Origin of the sequence: Streptomyces solicamelliae (assembly GCF_045348655.1) — a bacterium.
In the GTDB taxonomy this organism is placed as follows: Bacteria; Actinomycetota; Actinomycetes; order Streptomycetales; family Streptomycetaceae; genus Streptomyces; species Streptomyces solicamelliae.
The window spans coordinates 3,423,458-3,447,605 of record NZ_CP160404.1; the positions used below are offsets into that span (position 1 = coordinate 3,423,458).

The 24,148-nt window shown below is 73.7% G+C and carries 23 protein-coding genes, 4 tRNA genes and 1 other RNA gene; 15 read left to right on the top strand and 13 right to left on the bottom strand.

Annotated features, from left to right (window positions below; genetic code table 11):
* Positions 1-16 precede the first annotated feature (16 nt).
* The 8 genes from ABZO31_RS15830 (at position 17) to ABZO31_RS15865 (ending at position 4,723) form a co-directional block, all read left to right on the top strand.
* Positions 17-349: a histone-like nucleoid-structuring protein Lsr2 gene (locus ABZO31_RS15830; RefSeq protein WP_406861865.1), complete on the top strand. Its 333-nt coding sequence runs from the start codon at positions 17-19 to the stop codon at positions 347-349.
* A 112-nt stretch (positions 350-461) separates the two neighbouring features.
* Positions 462-533, top strand: a tRNA-Gly gene (locus tag ABZO31_RS15835).
* An 80-nt stretch (positions 534-613) separates the two neighbouring features.
* Positions 614-686, top strand: a tRNA-Gly gene (locus ABZO31_RS15840).
* Between the two features lie 145 nt (positions 687-831).
* Positions 832-1,767: an ABC transporter ATP-binding protein gene (locus tag ABZO31_RS15845; RefSeq protein WP_406861866.1), complete on the top strand. Its 936-nt coding sequence runs from the start codon at positions 832-834 to the stop codon at positions 1,765-1,767.
* On the top strand, positions 1,764-2,531 hold the full coding sequence (locus ABZO31_RS15850) for an ABC transporter permease (RefSeq protein ID WP_406861868.1): 768 nt from the start codon (positions 1,764-1,766) through the stop codon (positions 2,529-2,531). Before ABZO31_RS15845 ends, ABZO31_RS15850 begins: the two co-directional genes overlap by 4 nt.
* A gap of 25 nt (positions 2,532-2,556) precedes the next feature.
* Positions 2,557-4,020, top strand: coding sequence for a sensor histidine kinase (locus ABZO31_RS15855; protein ID WP_406861869.1), 1,464 nt, complete (start codon positions 2,557-2,559; stop codon positions 4,018-4,020).
* Entirely contained in the window at positions 4,017-4,625 is a 609-nt protein-coding gene (locus ABZO31_RS15860; protein WP_406861871.1) for a response regulator, read from the top strand. Before ABZO31_RS15855 ends, ABZO31_RS15860 begins: the two co-directional genes overlap by 4 nt.
* Before the next feature lie 22 nt (positions 4,626-4,647).
* A tRNA-Gly gene (locus ABZO31_RS15865) sits at positions 4,648-4,723 on the top strand.
* Positions 4,724-4,768: 45 nt separating this feature from the next.
* Here the strand turns inward: ABZO31_RS15865 and ABZO31_RS15870 are convergent.
* The 6 genes from ABZO31_RS15870 to ffs all read right to left on the bottom strand — a co-directional run bounded on the left by ABZO31_RS15870 (position 4,769) and on the right by ffs (position 13,033).
* On the bottom strand, positions 4,769-5,668 hold the full coding sequence (locus ABZO31_RS15870; protein WP_406861872.1) for a phosphoribosylaminoimidazolesuccinocarboxamide synthase: 900 nt from the start codon (positions 5,666-5,668) through the stop codon (positions 4,769-4,771).
* Between the two features lie 87 nt (positions 5,669-5,755).
* Positions 5,756-7,228: a N,N-dimethylformamidase beta subunit family domain-containing protein gene (locus tag ABZO31_RS15875; protein WP_406861873.1), complete on the bottom strand. Its 1,473-nt coding sequence runs from the start codon at positions 7,226-7,228 to the stop codon at positions 5,756-5,758.
* A gap of 267 nt (positions 7,229-7,495) precedes the next feature.
* Positions 7,496-9,184, bottom strand: a complete 1,689-nt coding sequence (locus ABZO31_RS15880; protein ID WP_406861874.1) for a hypothetical protein — start codon at positions 9,182-9,184, stop codon at positions 7,496-7,498.
* 284 nt (positions 9,185-9,468) lie between these two features.
* Positions 9,469-10,719, bottom strand: coding sequence for a phosphoribosylamine--glycine ligase (gene purD, locus ABZO31_RS15885; RefSeq protein ID WP_406861875.1), 1,251 nt, complete (start codon positions 10,717-10,719; stop codon positions 9,469-9,471).
* Positions 10,720-10,780: 61 nt separating this feature from the next.
* The gene (locus tag ABZO31_RS15890) at positions 10,781-12,892 is read right to left on the bottom strand and encodes a DNA polymerase III subunit gamma and tau (protein ID WP_406861876.1); all 2,112 of its coding nucleotides are present in this window, start codon (positions 12,890-12,892) and stop codon (positions 10,781-10,783) included.
* Between the two features lie 42 nt (positions 12,893-12,934).
* Positions 12,935-13,033, bottom strand: an RNA gene (ffs, locus tag ABZO31_RS15895) — signal recognition particle sRNA small type.
* A gap of 108 nt (positions 13,034-13,141) precedes the next feature.
* On the opposite strand from ffs, the gene ABZO31_RS15900 reads away from it, so the two are divergent.
* A tRNA-Ser gene (locus ABZO31_RS15900) sits at positions 13,142-13,226 on the top strand.
* A 99-nt stretch (positions 13,227-13,325) separates the two neighbouring features.
* Here ABZO31_RS15900 and ABZO31_RS15905 read toward each other — a convergent pair.
* The gene (locus ABZO31_RS15905; RefSeq protein WP_406861877.1) at positions 13,326-13,721 is read right to left on the bottom strand and encodes a peptidase inhibitor family I36 protein; all 396 of its coding nucleotides are present in this window, start codon (positions 13,719-13,721) and stop codon (positions 13,326-13,328) included.
* A 38-nt stretch (positions 13,722-13,759) separates the two neighbouring features.
* On the bottom strand, positions 13,760-14,608 hold the full coding sequence (locus ABZO31_RS15910; protein WP_406861878.1) for a hypothetical protein: 849 nt from the start codon (positions 14,606-14,608) through the stop codon (positions 13,760-13,762).
* Between the two features lie 205 nt (positions 14,609-14,813).
* On the opposite strand from ABZO31_RS15910, the gene ABZO31_RS15915 reads away from it, so the two are divergent.
* On the top strand, positions 14,814-15,185 hold the full coding sequence (locus ABZO31_RS15915) for a YciI family protein (RefSeq protein WP_406861879.1): 372 nt from the start codon (positions 14,814-14,816) through the stop codon (positions 15,183-15,185).
* Positions 15,182-16,435 (top strand): RNA polymerase sigma factor, encoded by a 1,254-nt coding sequence (locus ABZO31_RS15920; protein WP_406861880.1) that lies wholly within the window; start codon positions 15,182-15,184, stop codon positions 16,433-16,435. Before ABZO31_RS15915 ends, ABZO31_RS15920 begins: the two co-directional genes overlap by 4 nt.
* Positions 16,436-16,437: 2 nt before the next feature.
* Here ABZO31_RS15920 and ABZO31_RS15925 read toward each other — a convergent pair whose 3' ends face one another.
* Positions 16,438-17,715, bottom strand: a complete 1,278-nt coding sequence (locus tag ABZO31_RS15925; RefSeq protein ID WP_406861881.1) for an MFS transporter — start codon at positions 17,713-17,715, stop codon at positions 16,438-16,440.
* A 114-nt stretch (positions 17,716-17,829) separates the two neighbouring features.
* Between ABZO31_RS15925 and ABZO31_RS15930 the strand changes: the two genes are divergently transcribed.
* A complete protein-coding gene (locus tag ABZO31_RS15930; protein ID WP_406861882.1) occupies positions 17,830-18,828 on the top strand; it encodes an ArsR/SmtB family transcription factor in 999 nt (332 codons plus the stop codon).
* 125 nt (positions 18,829-18,953) lie between these two features.
* Complete coding sequence (locus ABZO31_RS15935; protein WP_406861883.1) at positions 18,954-19,370, top strand: YciI family protein; 417 nt, start codon at positions 18,954-18,956, stop codon at positions 19,368-19,370.
* 27 nt (positions 19,371-19,397) lie between these two features.
* On the opposite strand, the gene ABZO31_RS15940 is transcribed toward ABZO31_RS15935, so the two are convergent.
* Complete coding sequence (locus tag ABZO31_RS15940) at positions 19,398-20,000, bottom strand: rhodanese-like domain-containing protein (RefSeq protein WP_406861884.1); 603 nt, start codon at positions 19,998-20,000, stop codon at positions 19,398-19,400.
* Between the two features lie 82 nt (positions 20,001-20,082).
* On the opposite strand from ABZO31_RS15940, the gene ABZO31_RS15945 reads away from it, so the two are divergent.
* Positions 20,083-20,370, top strand: coding sequence for a metal-sensitive transcriptional regulator (locus tag ABZO31_RS15945; protein WP_406861885.1), 288 nt, complete (start codon positions 20,083-20,085; stop codon positions 20,368-20,370).
* 48 nt (positions 20,371-20,418) lie between these two features.
* Here ABZO31_RS15945 and ABZO31_RS15950 read toward each other — a convergent pair whose 3' ends face one another.
* From ABZO31_RS15950 to wrbA, 3 genes are all read right to left on the bottom strand, one after another.
* The gene (locus tag ABZO31_RS15950; RefSeq protein ID WP_406861886.1) at positions 20,419-21,162 is read right to left on the bottom strand and encodes a sulfite exporter TauE/SafE family protein; all 744 of its coding nucleotides are present in this window, start codon (positions 21,160-21,162) and stop codon (positions 20,419-20,421) included.
* Positions 21,156-22,520, bottom strand: coding sequence for an MBL fold metallo-hydrolase (locus tag ABZO31_RS15955; RefSeq protein ID WP_406861887.1), 1,365 nt, complete (start codon positions 22,518-22,520; stop codon positions 21,156-21,158). The genes ABZO31_RS15950 and ABZO31_RS15955 overlap by 7 nt, the downstream gene beginning before the upstream one ends.
* Before the next feature lie 178 nt (positions 22,521-22,698).
* Positions 22,699-23,310, bottom strand: coding sequence for an NAD(P)H:quinone oxidoreductase (gene wrbA / locus ABZO31_RS15960; RefSeq protein ID WP_406861888.1), 612 nt, complete (start codon positions 23,308-23,310; stop codon positions 22,699-22,701).
* A 152-nt stretch (positions 23,311-23,462) separates the two neighbouring features.
* Here wrbA and ABZO31_RS15965 point away from each other — a divergent pair, with 152 nt between their 5' ends.
* Complete coding sequence (locus ABZO31_RS15965; RefSeq protein WP_406861889.1) at positions 23,463-24,089, top strand: TetR/AcrR family transcriptional regulator; 627 nt, start codon at positions 23,463-23,465, stop codon at positions 24,087-24,089.
* Positions 24,090-24,148 lie beyond the last annotated feature (59 nt).

The following is a 24,148-nucleotide window of genomic DNA, read 5'->3' on the forward strand; positions in this document are numbered from 1 at the left end:
GAAAGGACCGATATCCGTGGCGCAGCGCGTAGTGGTCACGCTCTTCGACGACATCGACGGCGGAGAAGCGGCGGAAACGGTCACGTTCGGCCTCGACGGTAAGACGTACGAGATCGACCTCAATCCCGCCAATGCAAAGAAACTGCGCAAGGCCCTGGCGCCCTACGTGGCCGCCGGCCGAAAGCGGAGCGCCGGCCGCTCCGGCGCGGTCGCGAAGCCCCGCACGGTGACCGCGCTGGCCCCCGACCCGGCCGCCGTACGCGCCTGGGCGCAGTCCCACAAGATGGAGGTGCCCGCCCGTGGGCGCATCCCCAAGCGGGTCTACGAGGCGTTCCGCGAGGCCAGTTGAGCCCCCGCACTGACGGGCAGCCAGGAAGCGATTTGCCATCCACCCCTGCCGATCGGCTAAAGTCTGGATCACGCCGAGGGGCGAGGCCGAGAGGCCGGACCTCACGCAGCGTGCGGGTGTAGTTCAGTAGCAGAACAGCCCCCTTCCAGGGGGAAGGCGCAGTGTGCAATTCCTGTCACCCGCTCTGCATCGTGATACCGACCACTCCGGTGGATCAGGTAGAGTGGTGCTCGCACCGCCCAGTGAGAGCTGGTCGGGAGCAATGCGGACGTGGCTCAGTTGGTAGAGCATCACCTTGCCAAGGTGAGGGTCGCGAGTTCGAATCTCGTCGTCCGCTCGGGATAAAGGCCCCGGTTCTTCGGAACCGGGGCCTTTGCCGTGTTCGCCCCGTTCCTGCGCTTCGCTCCCCGATGACATTTGTCATGAGCAGTCGTGACAGCGCGCACTGCCGACCGGCTTCGTCCGCCGGGAGTCTGGTGCCCATGACGAACGTGATCGAGGCAGACGGCCTCCACCGGACCTACTCCGGCGGCTTCGAGGCCGTCCGGGGGATCTCCTTCACCGTGCCCCGGGGCGAGATCTTCGCGCTCCTCGGCACCAACGGCGCCGGCAAGACCTCCACCGTGGAGCTCCTGGAGGGCCTGGCCCGGCCGACCGGCGGCACCGTGCGGGTGCTCGGCCACGACCCGTACGCCGAGCGGGCCGCCGTACGCCCCCGGATCGGCATGATGCTCCAGGAGGGCGGCTTCCCCTCCGACCTGACCGTGGCCGAGACCGTACGCATGTGGGCCGGCTGCACCACGGACGCCCGGCCCGTCGGCGAGGCCCTCGACATGGTCGGCCTCGCCGACCGCGCCAAGGTCCGGATCAAGCAGCTCTCCGGCGGCGAGCGCCGCCGGCTCGACCTGGCGCTCGCCCTGCTCGGCCGGCCCGAGGTGCTGTTCCTCGACGAGCCCACCACCGGCCTGGACGCCGAGGGCCGCCGCGACACCTGGGACCTCGTCCGGCAGCTGCGCGAGGGCGGCGCGACCGTCCTCCTCACCACGCACTACCTGGAGGAGGCCGAGTCCCTCGCCGACCGGCTGGCGATCATGCACCGCGGCCGGATCGTCACCGCCGGCACGCCCGCCGAGGTCACCGCCGCCCGGCCCGCCCGGATCCGCTTCACCCTGCCCGAGGGCACCGGCCCCGCGCAGCTGCCGCTCGGGCTGCGGGCCGCAGCCGACGGACGGCGCGTGGAGATCCGTACCCACGAGCTGCAGGACACGCTCGGCGAACTGCTCGGCTGGGCCGCGGCCTCCGGCGTACGGCTCGAAGGGCTCGACGCCCGCTCCGCCTCCCTGGAGGAGGCGTTCCTGGAGATCGCCTCCCGCGCCGAAGCCCCCCTGAACACCACCGACCTGGAAGAGGTCCGATGAACGCCACCGCCGCGCGCCTGACCGCCCTCGGCCGGGCCGAGCTCACCCTGCTCTCGCGCAACAGGAACAACCTGTTCATCGCGGTGCTCATGCCGGTGCTGATGATCTTCCTGCTGCGCTCCTCGCTCACCAACCTGGACGGCGACCTCCCGATGGGCATCGCCGGGGCCACGCTGGTCGGCGGCACCGGGATGGTCCTCGTCCTCGTCGTCTACATGAACCTCGTCTCCACCTACGTCGCCCGCCGCGAGGAGCTGGTCCTCAAGCGGCTGCGCACCGGCGAGGCCCGCGACGCCGAGATCCTGGCCGGCGGCGCGCTGCCCGCCTCCGTGATCGCCCTCGCCCAGTGCGCGATCCTCACCGCGCTCGGCCCGGCCGTCCTGGACGCCGAGGCCCCACACCGCCCCGACCTGCTGGTCGCCGGCGTCGTCGCCGGGATCCTGCTGCTCGTCGCGCTGGCCGCCGTCACCACCGTGATCACCCGCACCACGGAGAGCGCGGGCCTGACCACGCTGCCGTTCTTCCTGATCTCCGCGATGGGCTCGGGGCTGATGGTCCCCGTCGACACCCTGCCCGACCCGGTCGCCTCCGTCGCCGGACTGCTCCCGCTCAGCGGGGTCATGGAGCTGATCCGGGCCGGCTGGCTGGGCGCGGACGCGGTCGGCGGCAAGGAACTGCTGGGTGCGGGCCTGACGACGGTGGCCTGGATCGTGCTGAGCGTGTTTGCTGTCCGGAAGTGGTTCCGCTGGGAACCGCGGCGCTAGGGGTGGCGAGAACAGGGGGGCGGCCGTGTCGAGGCTGACGGGGTGGTGGAGCGGTCGCAGCAGCGCGGCCAAGGTCGAGCTGTACACGCGGTGGACCTTCCATCTGTTCGTGCTGCTCGAGTTCATCGGTGTCGGGCTCGTCCCGCTCGGCAGCCACGCCCGGGGGGACTTCCCCGTCGCCCCGGCCGTCGCGGTCGCCGCGCTGGTCGCCGGGCACGGCGCCCTGTGCGGACTGCTCTCCTCGCGCGCGCTCGACTGGCAGCTCGACCGCCGGGAACGGCCGGTACGGCTCCTGGCCGTCGTGCTCGGGCTGACCGCGGCGGCGTCGCTGACGCTCATCGCGTTCCAGGGCGCCGACGCCCTGGAGGACCCCGGAGTCGCCGGCGCGGTCGTCGTCGGCACGACCTCCTTCGCGCTCGGAGCGACGGCGCTGTGCCTGAAGTCGACCCGGCGGATGACCGGCGCCGCCGCGACCGCCGGGCTCTCCGCCGGCCTCGCCGCCCTCGCCGTCGGCCTGGACTGGCCGCAGATCGTGGCCTACACGCTCGGGGTGCTGCTGAGCGGCGGCTTCATGGTCGGCGCCTGCGGGTTCTCCGGCTGGCTGCTGAGGACCGTCTGGGAGCTGGAGCGCTCCCGGGAGCTCAAGGCGCGGCTCGCCGTCGCCGAGGAGCGGCTGCGGTTCGGCCGCGACCTGCACGACGTCATGGGCCGCAACCTGTCGGTGATCGCGCTGAAGAGCGAGCTCGCGGTGCAACTGGCCCGGCGCGGGCGGCCGGACAGCGCCGTGGACCAGATGACCGAGGTACAGCGGATCGCCCGCGAGTCCCAGCGCGAGGTGCGGGACGTGGTGCGCGGCTACCGCGAGGCGGACCTGCGGGTGGAACTGGAGGGCGCGCGGGGGGTGCTGGCCGCGGCGGGCATCGCCTGCACGATGGAGCCCGGCGGCGGCATCGAACTGCCCGGCGCGGTGCAGTCGGCGCTCGGCTGGGTGGTCCGCGAGGCCACCACGAACGTCCTGCGGCACGGCGACGCCAAGCACTGCCGGATCTCGCTGCGGGAGGAGGACGGCACGGTCCTGCTGACCGTGGCCAACGACGGCGTACGCCCGTCCCCCCTCCCGCCCCGCCTCCCCGGCTCGGGCCTCACGGGCCTGCGGGAACGCCTGACAGCGGTGAACGGAACGCTGGAAGCGGGCCCGGAAAAGGGCGCCCGCTTCCGCCTGACCGCGAGGGTCCTGCTGACCCCGGAGGCGGAGGCGGGGGCGAAGGCGCGGCCGGGACAGACTCCGCCGCCGGTCGGCTCGGACGAGGCGGAAGCCGAACCCGTGGAAGGCGCCGGAGCCGCCACGCCTTCCGGGCGCGGCTCCGCGGCAGAGCCCGGGGCCGTACCGGAGCCCGCGCCCGTACCCGAGCCCGCGCCCGCATCATCCGTGCCCGCGCCCCGCGAGCCCGTCCTGCCGGACCGTACGACGAAGGAGACCACCGCGTGAGCGTCCGCGTCCTGCTCGCCGACGACGAGCATCTGATCCGGGGAGCGCTCGCCGCGCTGCTCGCGCTCGAGGAGGATCTCGTGGTCGTCGCCGAGGCCGCGTCCGGGCCCGAGGCCCTCGCGATGGCGCTGGCGCACGAGCCCGACATCGCGGTGCTCGACCTGCAGATGCCCGGCGCGGACGGTGTGAAGGTCGCCACAGCCCTGCGCGACCGGCTGCCCGGCTGCAAGACCATGATCGTGACCAGTCACGGCCGCCCCGGGCACCTCAAGCGGGCCCTCGCCGCCGGCGTGCGGGGCTTCGTGCCGAAGACCGTCAGCGCCCAGCGGCTCGCCGAGATCATCCGCTCCGTGCAGGACGGAAACCGTTACGTGGACCCGGAGTTGGCGGCCGACGCGATCTCCGCGGGCGACTCCCCGCTGACCGTGCGGGAGGCGGAGGTACTGGAACTCGCGGCCGACGGAGCGCCCATCGCGGAGATCGCCGAGCGCGCCTCGCTCTCCCCGGGGACCGTCCGGAACTACCTGTCCTCCGCCGCGGCGAAGCTCGGCGCGGAGAACCGGCACACCGCCGTGCGCCTCGCCCGGGCGAAAGGTTGGGTATAGTAGGCGCAGCGCTTCGGCGCAGGCGGACGTGGCTCAGTTGGTAGAGCATCACCTTGCCAAGGTGAGGGTCGCGAGTTCGAATCTCGTCGTCCGCTCCATGAAAGAAGCCCCCGGTCGATCCGACCGGGGGCTTCTTCGTGTCGTCAGCTCCAGCTCGTGCCGGTCAGGAGCTCGTACGCGTCCACGTACTTGGCGCGCGTCGCGTCCACGATCTCCTGCGGCAGCGCCGGCGGCGGCTGCTCGCTCCTGCGGTCCCAGCCGGAGGCCGGCGAGGTCAGCCAGTCGCGCACGAACTGCTTGTCGTACGAGGGCTGGGCCCGGCCCGGCTGCCACTGGTCGGCCGGCCAGAAGCGGGACGAGTCCGGGGTGAGGACCTCGTCGGCGAGGACCAGCGACTCCCCCTCGAAGCCGAACTCGAACTTGGTGTCCGCGAGGATGATCCCGCGCTCGCGGGCCACGTCGCGGGCCCGGCCGTACACCGCGAGGGTGGTCTGGCGCAGCAGCGCGGCGGTCTCCGCGCCGACCTCGCGGGCGACCTCCTCGTACGAGACGTTCTCGTCGTGGTCGCCGACGGCGGCCTTCGTGGCCGGGGTGAAGATCGGCGCGGGCAGCTCGGAGCCGTCGGTCAGGCCCTCGGGCAGGGCGAGGCCGCAGACCGTGCGGGACTCCTGGTACTCGACGAGGCCGGAGCCGGTCAGGTAGCCGCGGGCGACGCACTCGACGGGCACCATGTCCAGCGACTTGCAGACGAGGGTGCGGCCCTCCCAGTCGGCCGGGGCGCCCTGGGGCAGCTCGGTCGACAGGACGTGGTTGGGCACCAGGTCGGCGAGCAGGTCGAACCACCACAGGGAGAGCCTGGTGAGCACCCGGCCCTTGTCGGGGATCTCCGTGGGCAGCACCCAGTCGTACGCGGACATGCGGTCGCTGGCCACCATGACGAGGTCGCCGGCCTCGTCGCGGTACAGGTCGCGCACCTTGCCCGTGTGGAGATGGGTGAGGCCCGGGACCTGGACGGGCTCGGGCTTTTCTACGAATCCGGACACGGTTCCTCCGCGTAGGTTGATCCAGGAGCTGTCCGATTCTCTCCCATCGGGCGGCGTACCCGGAGGTCGGGCCCGCTCAGGGCCCGGTCAGTCGCGCTTGCAGATGCGGTCAAGGAGGTTCGCCGTGGCGCGCTGCACACGCAGATCGGTGTGGCCCGGGCGGTCGAGCGCGGGCGACCAGGCGAAGGTACCGGAGGCGAACACCCAGGCGCCGGACGGGGATCGGTAGAGCGAGGTCTCCTGGTGCCGGACCGCTCCCTCGCCGTCCCGGTAGGGCGAGTGGGCCAGCAGGATGCGGCTGTCGTGCGGCGGCAGGGCGGTGCGCGGGAAGTACCGGTCGGCCTCGCCGGCGACCAGGCCGGAGAGCTCGTCGCCCTCGCCCGCGCCGGTGGCCTCCCAGAGCCAGTGCTCGGCGTTCCGTACGACCAGCGGGGACGGTTCGGGGACCCGCCCGGCGTACTGGATGCCGAGGAGCTGCTGCTCCGGACGGTCGACTTCGCGCCAGAGCGCGGGGCGGCCGGGGCCGCGGCGCTTGCGGCAGGTGAGCAGCCGGTCGGGCGCGCCGGACGGCGAGGGCCCGAGTTCGACCTGCCAGTACAGCGTGTTGGCGGACAGGAAGACCAGCGAGGTGCCCTGCTCGCGGGCGAGTTCCACGGTCCGGCGCATGGGGACGGACCAGTACTCGTCGTGGCCGGGGAAGACCAGGCCGCGGTAGCGGGTGGGGTCGACGCGGCCGGCGTGCAGGTCGCGGGTCTCGGCGTAGGCGAGGTCGTAGCCGTAGCGCTCGGCCCAGCGGATGAAGTCGTACGCGTGGCCCACGTGCAGCGGCAGGCCCGCGCCCGCGTACGGGCGGTCGAAGGAGACGGTGACCGCCGCGTCCCCCTCGCCGAGCAGCCGGCCGTCCTCGTCCCAGGCGTGGTAGAGGCTGGCGCCGGTGTGGCCGTCCTCCGGGTAGAGGTTGTACGCCTGCCAGGTGATGTCCGGCAGGACGAGAAGCAGGTCGGCGGGGCGGTCGTCGCGGACCGTGAACGGGATGTGGGAACGGTAGCCGTCGACGGTGGTGAGCACGGCGACGTACGCGCCGACGGACCAGTACGAGGGGATCTGCAGCCGCCAGGACTGCCACCAGTGGTGGCAGGAGACGGTGCGGTCGGCGGTGAGCGGGGGCGGCTGGACGATGCCGGAGAGCCGGGGGCTGGTGGTGATCTTGGCGGCGCCGTCGCCGCCGTAGTGGCCGATCCGGTAGACGTCGACGGAGAACTGCTGGGGCGGGTCCACGGTGATGTGGAAGTCGATCGCCTCGCCGGGGGCGACGGCCGCGTCGGCGGCGAAGCCCTTGATCTGGCGGCGCACGTCGTCGGCCGTGCGCGGGCCGCCGCTGCTCGCGGTCTTGCTCCTGCCGTCGACCGCGGTGTCCGCGTACCAGGGGACGACCTGGCCGGTGTCGTCGAAGTAGTGCTCGCTGCCGCGCAGCCAGGGCAGCGGGCCCTGTCCGAAGGGGTCCGTGACGGCGTGGGCGAGCGCGCCCGATTCCCACCGCCTGATGTGTTCCGACCCCATGGTGCGCCCCTCCCTCGACTCCCCCGCGCCTGTGGTGGTGTGTGTGCCGGCCGTGCGCCGTGGCGTGCCTGGCGCGAGCCTGGCGCGAGCGTCGACGCGGATCTGTTGTCAGTGCCGAAACCCAGCACATCACATAACGCACGCAGTCCGTCACCGTTCGTCGCTAATTGACGGAGACGGAAGAGATCCTTCCGGATTCGGGAGGGTGTGGAGGGGCGCAGGAGGCGGTTCCGCCTGCCGTGCCGAGGGTGGCGCGGAGGGGTGGGTTCAGACCAGCCGGACGGGCTTCTCGGGCCGCACGCCGGTGCGGGCCAGCCAGGTCTTCAGGGGGTCCGGATCGCCGTCCTCGACCAGGGTCAGCACACACCCGGCCAGCTCCGACTGGCGCTCGTCGCCCAGGAACAGGGCGGGGCCGTCCAGCCAGTCGAGCCCGGGACGGGCCCCCGCGGTGTCGACCGCGGCGCAGCAGACCATCGCCGTCACGTGATCGGCGAGCAGCTCGCGCCCGGTACGGGGCGGCTGCAGCGGAAAAAGCGGGAGCGCGTCGGAGCCGTAGAGGGCGTGCGCGGAGCCCGGTGCGCCGGGCAGGGCGACGGGCGCGGGGGCGGGCCTGCGGGCCTCCTCCCGCGCCGCCTCGGCGGTGAGCGCGGCGGCGAGGACATCGGCGGGAGGCTCCGCCGGGGCGTCCGGCACGGTCGAGAGGTGGCCCAGGACCCGGGCCAGGGTGGGGCCGTCCACCGGGTCGGCGGGGTCCGGGGACGCCTCCAGGACGCCGAGCCGGTCCAGTACGGCGAGCAGACGCGCCGCGTCCGTACGCCACTTCCGGTCCACGACCTCGTCCGGGTACTGCTCCCAGTCCACCGGCGACCAGTCCGGGCCGGGCTCCGCCGGACCGCCGTGGAAGAGCCGGGCGGCCAGCAGCGAGGCGGCCTCGTCGACGGCGCCGGGCTCCTCCAGCAGGTCGCAGGCCGGGCGCTCGCCGAGCCGGGACGTGAAGCCCTCCGCGAGCCGGTCGCGGCGGGACAGCTCGGTCAGCGCCGAGACCACGCCCACGTCGAGGCGCGAAGGCCAGCGGCCCATCCGCCAGGCGGGCAGCGCGACGCGGGTCAGCAGCCGGTCCCAGCCCGCGTACGCGAGCCCGACCTGCTCCTGGGCGACGATCCGCACCCCGTAGTCCACCGCCTGCGCCCGCTCCGACGCGGCGACGGCGACCCCCCGCTCCATCTCGGCGGCAGCGCCGCGGCAACTGCGCAGCAGCACCCGGGCGACCGCGCCGACCCCGCGGGCGCCGAGCCAGCGGACCGGGTCGAGCCCGGGGCGCCGGTGCGCGGCCACCGCCGCGTCCAGCCCCTGCACGAAGCGCCGGGCCGCGGCTATGTCGGGGTGGGCGGACGGTCCCGTACCGGCGACGACCGGCGCGAGCACCGCGCGCAGCTCGCCGACCCGCATCCACCAGAGAAAGGGCGAGCCGATGACCAGCACCGGGGCGTCGGCGGCCCGGCGCAGGCCGTTGGGACGGCGGCCGTGCGCCGGGTGCGTACGGTCCTCCAGCCAGCTGTCGCAGTCCGGCGTCAGGGCTATCGCGGAGGGCGCGGGGACCCCGAGCCGGTCGGCGAGGTCCTGCACCATCCGGTACAGATCGGGGGCGGCCGGCTCGGCGAGCTCGACCGTCGGCGTGACGGCGGGCCGGGCCCGCGCGATCACCAGCGCGACCACGCCGGCCACGAGCAGGACGAGGACCGCGACCGCGGTCACCGTCCAGCGGACCGCGTCCCAGCCCGCGCCGGTGAGATGGCCGGCCGGCCCGGCCGCGAGCAGGACGACCGCGGCGGCCGCGGGGAGCAGCGCGAGGGCCGTGGCCCACGAGCGGACGCGGAGCACGGAGAGGGCGCGCAGGCGCGCGGCGCGCGCACCCCGCTCCTCTGTCGCGAAAGAACCGGAACTCATGCCGGACATGCCCTACCTCACCCCCCTCGTGCCCTCGTCGGGACTGCCTGTGGCGGTGTAGCTCACTCCCCCACTGTGGCACCCGTCACCGACATCGCAATGCCGGTGGGCCAAGTGCCGGACCGCCTTCGCGGCACCCTAGTCAGGGCTTCGGCGGGCGTCATCCGGATGGCTCAGCCGTCACTCGATGGAATGGCTTTGGGCAAAGGTGATGGCAGTGGGGCGGGAGTAAAGGCTCATGACTCCCGCCCCACGTCAGGGCTGCCGCCGGGTCGTTCCCGGGCGCCCGGCGGTTACTCCCCGGCCGCCTTGCGGGCGATGTCCGTACGGTGCTGCGAGCCGTCAAGCCGGATACGGCCGACCGCCGCGTACGCCCGCTCGCGGGCCTGCGCCAGGTCCGTACCGGTGGCGGTGACGGACAGGACGCGGCCGCCCGCGCTCAGGACGCGCTCGCCGTCGCGCCTGGTGCCGGCGTGCAGCACGTACGCGTGCGGGGCGTCCTCGGCGGCGACCTCGGCCAGGCCCTCGATCGGGTCGCCGGTGCGCGGCGTGCCCGGGTAGTTGTGCGAGGCGACGACGACCGTGACGGCCGCGTCCTCGCTCCAGCTCAGCGGCGGCTGGTCCTCCAGCGTGCCGTTCGCCGCGTGCAGCAGGACGCCCGCGAGCGGGGTGTTCAGACGGGCCAGCACGACCTGGGTCTCCGGGTCGCCGAAGCGGGCGTTGAACTCGATCACCCGCACGCCGCGGCTGGTGATCGCCAGACCCGCGTACAGCAGACCCGCGAACGGGGTGCCGCGGCGGCGCAGTTCGTCGACGGTCGGCTGCAGGACGGTGTCCATGACCTCGTCGACCAGCTTCGGGTCGGCCCACGGCAGCGGCGAGTACGCGCCCATGCCGCCGGTGTTGGGGCCCTCGTCGCCGTCGAGCGCGCGCTTGAAGTCCTGCGCGGGCTTCAGCGGGAGCACGGTGGTGCCGTCGGTGATCGCGAAGAGGGAGACCTCGGGGCCGTCCAGGAACTCCTCGATGACCACGCGGTCGCAGGCGAGCGCGTGCTCGCGGGCGGTGGCGAGGTCGTCGGTCACGACCACGCCCTTGCCGGCCGCCAGGCCGTCGTCCTTCACGACGTACGGGGCGCCGAACGCGTCCAGCGCCTCGTCGATCTCGGCGGGGGTGGTGCACACGTACGAGCGGGCGGTCGGGACGTTCGCCCCGGCCATCACGTCCTTGGCGAACGCCTTGGAGCCCTCCAGCTGCGCCGCCTCACGGGACGGGCCGAAGCAGGGGATGCCGGCCGCGCGCACGGCGTCGGCGACACCGGCGACGAGCGGGGCCTCCGGGCCGACGACGACCAGGCCGGCTTCGAGGCGTCGCGCCAGCGCGGCGACGGCGTCGCCGTCCAGCTGGTCGACGGGGTGCACCTCGGCGACTTCCGCGATGCCGGCGTTGCCGGGCGCGCAGTGCAGTGCGGTGACGTCGGGATCGAGGGAGAGGGAGCGGCACAGGGCGTGTTCGCGGGCGCCGCCGCCGATGACGAGGACCTTCACGCCAGCCAGGGTAGCCCGCGGGGCGGCGTGCCCTTTGTGCGGGCCACCGAGCGAGACGGCCCTATTCGTTCGTGTATTCCTCCACCACGGTGGCCCCGAGCTCGCGCACGATCAGGTCGTGCCCGGAGAGCGCGGACTCCACGAGGTCCGGGTCGTCCTCCTCGGGGGTGTCGTCCTCGGGGGCCACCGGCGGCGGCGCCTGGACGGGCGCGGGGGCCTGCGCCTGCGGCTGTACGGGGGCCGGGGCAGGGGCCTGCGGCGGCGCCTGGGCCTGCGGCGGGGCCTGCGGCGGCATGTGCTGGACGGGCGGGGCGGGGGCCGGGGGCGGCGTGCCGGGACGGCCGCCGCCGAAGCCGCCGGACGCCGCCGGCGGCGGGGCGGAGCCGCCGGAGGGGTCGACGATCGCCTCGATCTTCCAGTGCACGTTGAACTGCTCGGCGAGCGCCTGCTTGAGCACGTCCTCGCTGCCGCTGCTCGCGAAGTTGTCGCGGGCGCCGGCGTTGAGGAAGCCGAGCTGGAGGGTGGTGCCGTCGAAGCCGGCGACCTGTGCGTTCTGCGAGAGCAGGATCCACGTGAAACGTCGCTTGTTCTTGACGGCGTCGAGGATCGACGGCCACATGTTCCGCACCTGGGCGGCACCCTGCGCCGCGTCGCCGGAGACCGGCGCGGGGGCGGGCGCGGCCTGCGGCGGGGGCGCGGACGGAGTCGGAGCGGGCGCGGGCGCGCCGCTGCCCGGGGCGGCCGCACCGGGCCACGCACCGGGCGCCGCACCACTGCCGGGCGCGGCGGCCCCGGGCCAGGCGCCGGGCCGGGCACCGGCGGGAGGAGCCTGTACGGGCGCGGGGGCCGGCGGGGCCTGCGGGGTCGGCGGGGCTTGCGGGGTCGGGGCCGGGGCTTGAGGTGCGGGGGCCGGCGGGGGCGGGGCCATCGGCGTGTGCGCCTCGGGCCCGGGCACGTACCCCATCGCGGGCGCGGGCGGGGCGGCCGTGACCACGGGCGCGACGGAGGCGGCTGAAGCCCCCCGCTCGAGCCGGTCGAGCCGGGCCAGGAGGGACCGCTCGTCGTCGAAGGCGGCGGGCAGCAGAACCCGCGCGCAGATCAGCTCCAGCTGCAGCCGCGGCGAGGTGGCCCCGCGCATCTCGGTGAGCCCGGCGTTGACGAGGTCGGCGGCCCGGCTGAGCTCGGCGGCCCCGAACACGGAGGCCTGCGCCTGCATCCGCTCGATGACGTCGGCGGGAGCGTCGATCAGCCCCTTCTCGACGGCGTCGGGCACGGCGGCGAGGATCACGAGATCGCGCAGCCGCTCGAGAAGATCGGCGACGAACCGCCGAGGATCGTTGCCCCCCTCGACGACCCGGTCGACCACCTCGAAGGCAGCAGCTCCGTCCCCCGAGGCGAACGAATCGACCACGGAGTCGAGCAGCGACCCGTCGGTGTACCCGAGCAGGGCGGTGGCCATGGCATACGTCACACCGTCATCGGCAGCCCCCGCCAGCAGCTGGTCCATGACGGACATCGAGTCACGCACAGAGCCGGCACCGGCCCGCACGACGAGCGGAAGCACCCCGTCCTCGACGGGAATCCCCTCCCGCCCGCACACCTCCCCGAGGTACTCGCGCAGCGTCCCCGGAGGCACGAGCCGGAACGGATAGTGGTGCGTCCGCGACCGAATGGTCCCGATGACCTTCTCGGGCTCGGTCGTGGCAAAGATGAACTTGAGGTGCTCCGGCGGCTCCTCGACCACCTTCAGCAGGGCGTTGAAGCCCGCCGAGGTGACCATGTGCGCCTCGTCGATGATGTAGATCTTGTACCGGCTGGAGGCGGGCCCGAAGAAGGCCTTCTCCCGCAGGTCACGGGCATCGTCGACACCACCGTGCGAGGCCGCGTCGATCTCGATGACATCGATGGACCCCGGCCCGTTCCGGGCGAGGTCCCGACAGGACTGGCACTCGCCGCACGGCGTCGGGGTCGGCCCCTGCTCACAGTTCAGACACCGCGCGAGGATCCGGGCACTGGTCGTCTTGCCGCAGCCGCGCGGCCCGGAGAACAGGTACGCGTGATTGACCCGGTTGTTCCGCAGGGCCTGCTGCAACGGGTCGGTGACATGCTCCTGCCCGATGACCTCGGCGAAGGACTCGGGACGGTAGCGGCGGTACAGCGCGAGAGACGACACGTATACGAGGTTATAGGCGCGCACCGACAACCCGGGCCCGAGAACGCAAGCGCCCCCCACGCACCCGCCAGAGCCGACCTACCCTTGCTGCCTTCCGGCCCTGGGGGAGTTCAGTCAGATAGCGCCACGTGAGGGGCTCCGCCCAGAGTACCCGATCCGCACCCCTCCCCCGCCACCCCCACCGACCTCCCCGAACCCCCGGAACAACGAGTTCGCGAGCACCCCCCTCGGTCATGTAATGTTCCCGGCGGAGGATTCGCCTAGAGGCCTAGGGCGCACGCTTGGAAAGCGTGTTGGGGGCAACCCCTCACGAGTTCGAATCTCGTATCCTCCGCAGCCGCCTGAACAGGCGAAACGAAGGGTCCCGCTGATCATCAGCGGGGCCCTTCGCCGTTGTCCTCAGCCGGACGGTCGCGACCCTGGGGTCAGTGGGTCAGCAGGCGCTGCCCCAGGAGTGGGAGGAGGCCCGGTCGTTCCAGCCGGCGGGCATGGACTCCCAGTAGGCGCCGTTGGGGAGGCAGACGAAGGAGCCCCGGCGGTCGATGTTCTCGTAGAAGAGGACGTCCTCGTAGGCGCCCGAGTAGCCGCTGTTGCGGGCCGAGGAGACCTTGTCGTTCATGTCGCCGCAGCCGGTGTTGAAGCGGTAGTCGCTGTCGTCGCCGCTCCAGCGGCACGTCGCGCCTCCCGCGCCGGTGTGCTCCCAGACGTGGACGTAGCCGTCGGCCATCGCCGTGGCGGGGGACGACGCCTGGGACTGGGGGGTCAGGGTCAGGGTGGCCATCAGGGCTGCGGCTGCGGTTGCCAGCGTCGTCAGCTTTACGTTGCGCATCCGTTCTCATTTCCTTTCTCAGCGCCCCGAGCCTGTGCTCACGGGCGGTTCGTGAGGACCTCGCGGGCCCTGGGGAGTGCGGCGCGTTCCAGACGGGTCTTCGTGGCGAGCGGGGCCGCGTGGGCGCGGCGGGCCGCCGCGGCGTACCGGGCGTCCAGCTCCTTCGCCGTCGCCGCCAGGCCGGAGTCCGCCGCGCACTCCGCCTCCGCCACGGCAAGCTCGCGCTCTCCCACCGCGGCGCCCGTCCCGGGCAGCGCCGCGCGCAGCGCCTCCGGGGTCGGGTACGCGTGGCCTCGCCGCTTCATGCACGCCGACCAGGCCCGTACCGCCTTCCGGTAGGCCGGGTCGGCGCGGACCCGCGGCACGTACAGGGGTGTCAGGTTCGCCGCCGTCAGCCGGGCCTCGAACCACGCCGGCAGATCGCCGTACAGGTGGCGCTGCGCCCGCGCCGTGCAGCCCTCGTCGCTCGCGGCGACGGTCCCCCCGCCCGGCATCCGCGCCCGCAGGCCGACCGGGCGCGGGCCGTTCAGGGCCGCCAGCGCCGCCCGCTTCCGCGCCGGCGGCAGGCTGCGGAACCAGCGCTCGTTCGGGTCGGCCGCCTTGGCCGCCGCGAGCCGGCGCTCCTCGTCCCGGCCGAAACCGTGCGCCCGCGCCCACCCGACGTCGTCCCCGACGTACGGGAAGCGGCGCGGCGGCGGCTGCGGGACCCGTACCTCGTAGCGGAAACCCTGCCCGGTCAGGCACCGCGCGATCAGCGTCTGCTCCGCCCGGGCCAGGAGCTGCTGCTCCTGCCGGCTCAGGGGATCCCCGGCATCGGGCGGCGCTCCCGGCGCACACGCCGTGAGGGACACCAGGAGCAGCAGTAACGCCAGGACCGACCGTCGCACGCCCGCCAGACTGCCCGGCCCCGATCCGCGGAACGCGCATCGACGCAGGTGAAACGTTGTCCCGTCGCCCGGACGAGTGGCGTGACCATAAGATCCACAAGATTTCGTGAAACAGGCCGGGCATCCATGTCGAGGAGGCCCGGCTCGCTCCGACCTCAGGGTGAGCGCGCACCGGCCGGTGCGCCCGACGGGGAGGACACCCGAGATGAAGTACGTCGCGATGATCTACGGCAACCAGGCCAAGTGGGACGCCTTCCCCGCCGACGCCTGGCCCGAGGCGATCGCCCGGCAGGACGCCTTCAACCGCAGGTACCGGGAGACCGGCGAGCTGCTCGGCGCGTACGGGCTCGCCGACGCGGCCAACGCGCAGCTGGTCCGGCGCAGCGGCGACGGCGCCCCGGCGGTGACCGACGGCCCGTACCTGGAGACCAAGGAGTACCTCGCCAGCTTCTACCTGCTCGACTGCGACAGCCTGGAGCGGGCGCAGGAGATCGCCGCGGACATGCCGTTCGCCGACGTCGAGCCGGTCGAGCTGTGGCCCGTCCTGCACGAGGCCGCGGACCCGGCGGGCCTGTGAGCACCGGACCCGCCCCCGTCGAGGACCTGCTGCGCGCACTCGCGCCGCAGGTCCTCGGCGTGCTCGTCCGCCGGTACGCGAGCTTCGACGAGGCCGAGGACGCGGTGCAGGAGGCCCTGCTCGCCGCCGCCCTGCAATGGCCGAAGGACGGCGTGCCCGACAACCCGCGCGGCTGGCTGGTCACCGTCGCCGCCCGCCGGCTCGTCGACCAGGTGCGCAGCGAGGCCGCGCGGCGGCGGCGCGAGGACACCCTGGCCCTCGCCACGCCGCAGTCCGCGCTGCTCGCCCACCCCGCCGACGAACGGCCCGCGTCCGACCGGGACGACTCGCTGGCCCTGCTGTTCCTCTGCTGCCACCCCGACCTCTCGCCGTCCAGCCGCATCGCGCTCACCCTGCGCGCGGTCGGCGGTCTGACGACCGCGCAGATCGCGGCGGCGTTCCTGGTGCCCGAGGCGACGATGGCGCAGCGCATCAGCCGCGCCAAGCAGACGGTCAAGAGCGCCTCGCTTGCCCTCCCCGAGGGCGCCGACCGCGCCGAACGCCTCGGCGAGGTACGGCATGTGCTGTACCTCGTCTTCAACGAGGGCTACACCGCCACCACCGGCGCCGACCTCACCGCTCCCGAACTGTCCGGTGAGGCGATCCGGCTCACCCGGCTGCTGCACCGCCTGGTCCCCGACGACACCGAGACCGCCGGGCTGCTCGCCCTCATGCTGCTCACCGACGCCCGCCGCCCCGCGCGCACCGGACCGCTCGGCGAACTCGTCCCGCTCGCCGAGCAGGACCGCGGGCGCTGGGACGGCGCGCTGATCACCGAGGGCGTCGAGCTCATCAGCCGTACGCTGCCGCAGGGCCGGGTCGGGCCGTACCAGGTGCAGGCGGCCATCGCCGCCGTCCACGACGAGGCGGCGGACGCGGACGCCACCGACTGGCCGCAGATCCTCGCCCTGTACGAGCTCCTGGAGCGCTTCGGGCCCAACCCGATGGTCACCCTCAACCGCGCCGTCGCCCTCGCGATGGTGCAGGGACCGGCCGCCGGACTGGAGCTGCTCGCCACGCTGGAGGGCGACAGGCGGATGGCCCGCCACCACCGGCTGCTGGCCACCCGCGCGCATCTGCTGGAGCTGCGCGGCGAGACCGGCCCGGCGGCGCAGGCGTACCGCGAGGCCGCCCGGCGCACGACCAGTGCACCGGAGCGGCGCCATCTGACGGAGCTGGCACGGCGGTTGGAGGGCGGGGAGGCCGAGTAGCTTCACACGGCGGCCGGTTCGGGCGTGGGGGTCTTCTGCGCCGTCGCCTGTTCCTGCGCCTCCGCCTCCGCCTGCTCCTGCGCCTGCTCCTGTTCCTGCGTCTCCGCCGTACGCCGCTCCACCCGCCCCCGCAGCGTCAGCACGCCCGCCGCCGTCACGACGCCCGCGACCAGGGCGGACCACCACAGCGTCGCTGCCCCCAGCTCCGTGTACACCGTCACGCCCAGCGTCAGCGCGGCGAACCGCGCCACGCCCCACGTCCAGCTGAACGCCCCCTGGTACCGGCCGCGGGCGTGCGCCGGGGCCAGGTTCGCGACGAGCGCGGCGCCGATGCCCGCGACCACGACCTCGCCCAGGGACCAGACGGCCACCGAGAGCGCGTATCCGGCGACGCTGTCGGCCAGGCCGGTCAGCGCCACGCCCACCGCGATCAGCACACTGCCCGCGGCCTGCACCCTCAACTGCGGCAGGTGGGCCAGACGGGCGGTGGCGAAGGGCTGAAGGGCGACCACCAGGACCGCGTTGATCGCGGCCATCGTCCCGTACACGGCCGGGGAGAGCCCGCTGTCGTGGACGGCGAGCGGCAGGGCGACCTCGGTGAGCGAGTACACGAAGAGCTGCACGCCGAGCAGCGGGAGCAGGGCCAGCAGCAGCCGGTCGCGCAGGACGACGCCGTACCCGATGCCGTCGTCAGCCCTCGCCCGCGGCTTCCGCGCCGGGCGCGTCTCCGTCAGGCGGGCCGCGACGACCATCGCGTACACGAGCATCGTCGCCGCGTCGACGGCGAACAGCAGCCAGTACCCGCGCGCCGCCAGGAAGCCGCCGAGGACGCCCGCCACCGCGGTGCCGATGTTGACGCCCCAGCCGAACAGCGCGTACGCCTGCCGGCGCCGCGACGCGTCGACCGCGTCCGCCATCAGCGCGTACGCGGCGGGCGGAACCATCATGCCGGTGGCGCTCATCAGCAGCGCCGCGGCCGCCATCGTCCACACGCCGGGGGCGACGTACAGCGCGGCGACCGCCGCCGAGGAGCCGAGGAGGCCGGCCAGCATGGTCGGGCGGCGGCCGATGCGGTCGGCGAGCAGGCCGCCCGCGGCCGGGCCGATCAGGTTGCCGGCGCCGAGGGCGCCGAGGACGTAGCCGACGTCGGAGCCGGTGACGTCCCGCTCGGCGAGGAAGAACACCAGGAACGGCGTGACCATGAAGCCGATCCGGTTGACGACGGTGCCGGCGAAGACGGTCCAGACGGTGCGCGGCAGCCCGCGGAAGGTGGTGACCATGCGGTGCAGCGTGCTCGCCCACCCCCAGGCCACTCCAATGATTAAGCTCAGACCGAATCCAACGACGATGCGATGGCGGTAGCGCACGCTACGGCGACGGGGGTACGAACGCGCATGGAGACCCAACTCAGCTTCTCCACGGCCGACCTGGCGCAGACCCGCTTCGCGGTCTCGCCGATGTGGGAGGTCGTCACCAGCTACCGCGTGCTGCACGCGGGGGCCGACGCCGGGCCGCACCGGCGCTGGGCCGCGCAGGTGCGGCCCCGGCTCGTCGAGGCCGGGCTCGACCGGGGGTGGCTGGCGGAGCTGGTCCCACCCACCCGGTACGTGGCGGACTTCCTCAACCCGACGCCCGGCTCCCCGTTCCCGACCCTCGACACCGAACTCGACGCGATCCTGCGCACCACGGCCGCGCAACTGGAGAGCGACCTCGACTCGCTGGCCGACGCCGCCCCGCCGGGCAGCCGGCCCGCGGCGCGGCTGCGGGTGCTGCGGGAGGCCCCGGAGGCGGCGCTCGAGAAGATCGTCGCCGAGATCCGTGCGTACTGGGAGCTGGGGCTCGCGCCGTACTGGGCCCGGGTCCGCGACGTCCTGGAGGCGGACGTCTTCCACCGGGCCCGGCAGGTCGCCGAGCACGGGGTCGCGCACGTCCTCAACGAGCTGCACGAGTCGGTGACCTGGGACGCCGGCAGTCTGCGACTGGTGCGCCGGCACTGCACGCTGAGCCGCGACGAGACCGGCGCGGGGCTGCTGCTCGTACCGTCCGCCTTCGCCTGGCCGCGGGTGTTCACCCGCTCCGTACCGCCCGAGCCGCCGCAACTCGCCTACCCGGCGCGGGGGATCGGCACGCTGTGGGAGCCGCGGACCACGGCCGCGGCGGAGGCGGTGGCCGCGGTGATCGGCAAGTCGCGGACGCTGCTGCTCACGGAGTTGGACACCCCGGCCTCCACCACCCAACTCGCCCGCCACTCCGGGCTGTCCGCCGCCGGCGTCTCCCAGCACCTCACCGCGCTGCGGGACGCGGGCCTGGTCACCGCGCACCGGGCGGGACGCTCGGTGCTGTACGCGCGGACGACGGTGGCGGACGCGCTGCTGTCGGCGGGGGCGGTGTAAGGAGCGGTGCTCCTCCCGGGTGGAATCAGCGCCCCACGGGCGCGCTGACGGGCCCTACCGGGGAGTACGGCGTCCCCTGGAAGGACGCCGGATGGACCGGAAGGCGCACAGAGGGAGCGTTGGTCGTGAAGTACATGGTGATGGTGCTCGGCTCGCAGGCGGACTACGACGCGATGAGGGGCGAGGGCTCCTCGGGCTCCCCGGCGTGGAGCCAGGACGACGTGCGCAAGATGATCACGTTCATGGACAAGCTCAACGGTGAGCTGACCGCGAACGGCGAGATGCTGGACGGCCAGGGCCTCGCCGAACCCGCCCGCGCCCGCTTCGTCACGGCGAACCCGTCCGGCGGCGCCCCGACCGTCCGGGACGACCCGTACGACCGCGGGCAGGAGCTCCTGGCCGGCTATTGGATCCTCGAGTGCGACTCCCTCGAACGCGTCACCGAGATCGCCGCCCGCATCACCGAATGCCCGGTCCCGCCCGGCAGCAAGGACTACCCGGTCGTCATCCGCCCGATCGACGAGGTCGTCCCCGGCGCGTGACGACGAGGTCGGCTTCCTCCCGAGGTCTCAACCCTGGCGCAGGCGCTGCAGGGTGGTGTCCAGGGGCAGGCCGCAGGTGGTGGCGCGGTTGTAGGGGAGCCTGCCGAGCATCGCGGCCATGCCGCAGGTGTTGGTGAGGGCCGAGAAGACGAGGCCGCCCGCGATGCCGGCCGACAGGAGCTGGAAGGCCGGGTGGATCAGGAGGCCGAGGGCGATGCCGATCAGGACCAGGGAGCCGGCCACCAGGCGGACCTGGCGGTCCATCGCCCACACCGGCTTCACGGGGGCGCCGGCCGGGCGGTCCAGGGCGTGGCCGCGGGCGGCCCAGCCAGAGGTGCCGCCGGTGAGGTTCAGCGCGGGGACGCCCTCCGCGGCGAGGCGGTCGCGGGCGGTGGCGGAGCGGTTGCCGGACTGGCAGACGACGAGCAGTTCGCCGCGCGCGGCGGCATCGCGCAGCGCGGGGACCGCCTGGCCGAGCCGGTCGAGCGGCACGTTGAGCGCGCCGGGGACGTGGCCGGAGGCGTACTCGGCGGGGGTGCGGACGTCGACGACGGTCAGCGCGGCGAGCCGGCCGAGGGCCTGGTCGGCGTCGAGGTCGACGGGAGACGCGGGAGAGGTGGGGTGCTGCATGAAGAGTGTCATCCTTGGTTTTCGACGGAACCCCGTGTAAGGGAGTAAATTACCCCCTGGGGTATCTGTTGGAGGAGTGGTTGTGGAACTCGATCTCGCGGGCGCGGAACTGAAGGCCGTCCTGAACCGGCTGCGCCGGGCACAGGGACAGATCTCCGGTGTGATCAAGATGATCGAGGAGGGGCGGGACTGCGAGGAGGTCGTGACCCAGCTCGCCGCCGCCTCCCGCGCCCTGGACCGCGCGGGCTTCGCGATCATCGCGACGGGGCTGCAGCAGTGCCTCACGGACATGGAGAGCGGCCGCAGGAACGGGGAGGACCCGGAGCAGATGCGGGCCCGGCTCGAGAAGCTGTTCCTCTCGCTGGCCTGAGCCGGACCGCCGGCCCGAGCCGGACCGCCGGGCTCACCGCGCCGGTTCTCACCCGCCGACCACCGCGTCCACCAGCATCAGCGCCGCCACCGCGAGGAGTGCGGCGCCGAAGACGCGGCGGAGGGTGTCGGCCGGGATCTTCGTGGACAGCCGGCGGCCGTCCCAGGCGGCCAGCACGGCCGCACCGGTGAACGGGGCGATCACGGACCAGTCCAGCGGGACGGACGAGCCGGCCCGGGCCAGCAGCGCGACCAGCGCGTTCGCCGCGACGACCAGCAGGCTCGTGCCCACCGCCGTACGCATCCGCAGACCGACGACCTGGACCAGCGCCGGAACCGTCAGGAACCCGCCGCCCACTCCCAGGACACCCGTCACCGCGCCCAGCCCGGCGCCCGCGGCGGCGACCGACGACCCCGATGCCGTGGCGGGTTCCGCCTCCGCCGGTGCGCGGCGCATCATCCGTACCGCCGCCAGTCCCGCCACCGCCGCGAACCCCACGGTCAGCACCGGTTCCGGCAGGCGCGTGGAGAGCAGGCCGCCGAGCGCGGCCGGCACGAGGCCGGCCGCCGCGAACAGCGCGCCCGTCGCCCAGCTCACCCTGCCGTCCCGGGCGTGGCCGTACAGCGCCGTCGCCGAGGTCGCGAGCACGATCAGCAGGCTTGCGGTGGCCGCAGCCTGCGGGGTGAAGCCGAGCAGGTAGATCAGGGCCGGTACGGCGAGGACGCTGCCCCCGCCGCCCAGCGCGCCGAGCGCCAGCCCGACGACCGCGCCGGCCGCGAGCGCGATCAGCATCGGGGCGGTACGGGCGCGTTCGCGAACGAGTCGTCCACCGCCACCACGTCGTACCCCGCGGCCGCCAGCATCGACGCGGCGATCGAGGCCCGCATGCCGCCGGCGCAGTGCACCCAGACCGTCCGGTCCTTCGGCAACTCGGATGTCCTGCCGCGCAGTTCGTGCAGGGGGATCGAGACCGAGCCGAGGATGCCGCCGGTCGACTTCCGCTCCGAGGCACGCCGGACGTCCAGGACCAGAGCGCCTTCCCCGTCCTCCGCGGACAGCTCCGCGAACGTCGCCCGGCGGTACGACTCCGGCTTGTCCCCCGCCCGCAGCCAGTCCTCCGGGCCGCCCGTCGCCGCGGCGGCCGGGCGGTCGATGCCGACCCGCACCAACTCGCGTTGCGCCTCCGCCAGTTGCTCCGGGGACTCGGCGAGCAGGGTCACCGGGCGACCCCACGGGATCAGCCAGGCCAGGTACGTGGCGAGCTGGCCGCCCGCCTCGATGTTGTACGAGCCGGCCACGTGCCCGGCCGCGAAGGCGACCCGGCTGCGCAGGTCGACCACCCACTCGCCGGCCGCGAGCCGCGCCGCCAGCTCGCCGGCGTCGGCGACGGCCGGCGGGGTGAGGTCCACGGGCGCGGGGCCCGCGGTGTTGATCGGCGCCATGTGGGCGTAGTACGCGGGGGCGTCGTCGAGCGCCGCGAGCAGCTCGGCGACGAAGTCGTCCGCGTCCTTCAGCAGCGCCTCGTTGACCTTGGCCTGCTCGCCGATCGTCGTCGGCGCGGCGTCCGCCCCGGCGGGGGACGCCCCGGCGGAGCAGAAGGAGCCGAAGCCGTGCGTGGGCAGGACGGCGGTGTCGTCGGGGAGTTCGGCGGCGAGCCGGTGCGCGGAGGCGTGCTGGGCGTGCGCGAGCGCCTCGGTCAGCCGGGGTTCGACCAGGTCGGGGCGGCCGACGGTGCCCACGAGCAGGGAGCCGCCGGTGAAGACGGCCACCGGGGCGCCCGCCTCGGCGAGGACGTACGCGGTGTGGTGCGGGGTGTGGCCGGGGGTGGCCATGGCGCGCAGCACCAGGCCCTCGTCGACGGGGAGTTCGTCGCCGTCGGCGATCGGCAGCCGCGCGTACGAGACGGCGGCCGCGGCCGGGACGACGTACTGCGCACCGGCGATCCGGGCCAGCTCCAGTCCGCCGGACACATAGTCGTTGTGCACATGGGTCTCGACCACATGGGAGATCCGCACACCGCGGCGCGCGGCGGCCTCCAGTACGCGGTCGATGTCGCGGGGCGGGTCGATCGCCACGGCGGTGGCGGGACCGCCGGCCAGATAACTGCGGTTGCCGAGACCCGGCACCGCGACGGTGTCCACGAAGAACACGGTCGCTCCTTCACCTTCGATGGGTTGCGATTACCCCCCGGGGTATGTATCAACCATAGCAGAATTACCCCCGGGGGTATTCAGTCGCCGGGGAGCGCCACCCCACGACGAAGAGGGCCGGGACTCCGTCGCACGGAGTCCCGGCCCTCTGACCAGGCGTTTCAGTAGATGCAGATGATCAGTCGACCGCGATGCCCTTCAGCCGCTTCGCGATCTTCGCCAGCCGCTCACCCTGGTAGCGGGCGGCCTGCAGCACGTTCTCCTCCGGCGCACCGTTGGCACCCGGGTGGGCGGTGCCGTACGGGTTGCCGCCGGCCGCGTACACGGACGGGTCGGTGAAGCCGGGGGAGACGATGACCGAGCCCCAGTGGTGGAAGGTGTTGTAGAGCGCGAGCAGCGTCGACTCGTTGCCGCCGTGCACGTTGTGGGCGCTGGTGAAGGCGGTCGCGGGCTTGTCCGCGAAGACCCCGCGCTGCCACAGGCCACCGGTGGTGTCGATGTACTGCTTCAGCTGCGCGGAGACGTTGCCGTACCGGGTCGGGGAGCCGAACGCGTACGCGTCCGCCCACTCCAGGTCGTCCAGCGTGGCGACCTGGATCGACTCGCTGGTGGCGTCCACGTGGGCACGCCAGGCGGGGTTCCCGTCGATGGCCGCGTCGGGGGCGAGCTCGGGGACGCGGCGAAGACGGACCTCGGCACCGGACTTCTCGGCGCCCTCGGCGACGGCCTGCGCCAGCTGGTGGACGTTCCCTGTGGCCGAGTAGTAGACGACTGCAACCTTCACGGACATGTTTCAGGCCTCCACAGACCGCTCAAACGGATTGGTTTCCGCTTCTTCCGTCCCCGAGCTTAAGCGGATAGTGTTCCAGTTCGCAAGGGCGACCCTCGGGGAACCGGATACCGCTCCCGATATGCTCGGAAGACAGGAAGGCGGCGACACGGATGAGCACGAACGAACCCCAGGCGATCCCGCTGGCGATCCCGCTGCTGCCCACCGCGGACCGCCCCGCGGGCGAGCGGGCCGATGCCGCCCGCAACCGCCGCAAGATCCTGGACGCCGCCGCGCGCATCGTCAGCGAGCAGGGCCCCGAGGCCGTCACGATGAACGCGGTCGCGCATGCGAGCTGTATCGGCGTCGGGACGGTGTACCGGCGGTTCGGCGACGTGTCGCAGCTGCTGTGGGCGCTGCTCGACGAGCGGGAGCGGCAGTTCCAGGAGGCGTACCTGGCGGGCCCGCCGCCGCTGGGGCCGGGCGCGCCGGCCGGGGAGCGGCTGCACGCGTTCCTGGACGCGCTGGTGGACCGGGTCATCGAGCAGCGGGAGATCCTGCTCGCGGCGCAGGCGGCCGCGCCGAGCGCCCGCTACACCTCGGGCGCGTACCTGGCGATGCACGCCCATCTGACGATGCTGCTCGGCCGGGTCCGCCCGGAGGCGAACGGCGCGCTCCTCGCGCACCTGCTGCTCGCCCCGTTCTCGCCGAGCCTGATGCACCACCTGTCGGCGGAACGGAACCTCACGGCGGAGGACCTGAAGTCCGGCATGGCGGACCTGCTGAAGCTGGGTGCGTGACGGGGCACGGTCCACCCTTCAGACACCGCCTGGACCGAACCCCCGCCCCTGCCCGACGA

Coding starts and splice junctions, on each gene's coding strand:
- ABZO31_RS15875 (WP_406861873.1), bottom strand. CDS start 7,228: ATGGGGTCGGAACACATCAGGCGGTGGGAATCGGGCGCGCTCGCCCAC.
- ABZO31_RS15940 (WP_406861884.1), bottom strand. CDS start 20,000: ATGCAGCACCCCACCTCTCCCGCGTCTCCCGTCGACCTCGACGCCGAC.
- ABZO31_RS15905 (WP_406861877.1), bottom strand. CDS start 13,721: ATGCGCAACGTAAAGCTGACGACGCTGGCAACCGCAGCCGCAGCCCTG.
- ABZO31_RS15925 (WP_406861881.1), bottom strand. CDS start 17,715: ATGGTCACCACCTTCCGCGGGCTGCCGCGCACCGTCTGGACCGTCTTC.
- ABZO31_RS15915 (WP_406861879.1), top strand. CDS start 14,814: ATGAAGTACGTCGCGATGATCTACGGCAACCAGGCCAAGTGGGACGCC.
- ABZO31_RS15845 (WP_406861866.1), top strand. CDS start 832: ATGACGAACGTGATCGAGGCAGACGGCCTCCACCGGACCTACTCCGGC.
- wrbA (WP_406861888.1), bottom strand. CDS start 23,310: ATGTCCGTGAAGGTTGCAGTCGTCTACTACTCGGCCACAGGGAACGTC.
- ABZO31_RS15965 (WP_406861889.1), top strand. CDS start 23,463: ATGAGCACGAACGAACCCCAGGCGATCCCGCTGGCGATCCCGCTGCTG.
- ABZO31_RS15930 (WP_406861882.1), top strand. CDS start 17,830: ATGGAGACCCAACTCAGCTTCTCCACGGCCGACCTGGCGCAGACCCGC.
- ABZO31_RS15850 (WP_406861868.1), top strand. CDS start 1,764: ATGAACGCCACCGCCGCGCGCCTGACCGCCCTCGGCCGGGCCGAGCTC.
- ABZO31_RS15880 (WP_406861874.1), bottom strand. CDS start 9,184: ATGTCCGGCATGAGTTCCGGTTCTTTCGCGACAGAGGAGCGGGGTGCG.
- ABZO31_RS15950 (WP_406861886.1), bottom strand. CDS start 21,162: ATGCTGATCGCGCTCGCGGCCGGCGCGGTCGTCGGGCTGGCGCTCGGC.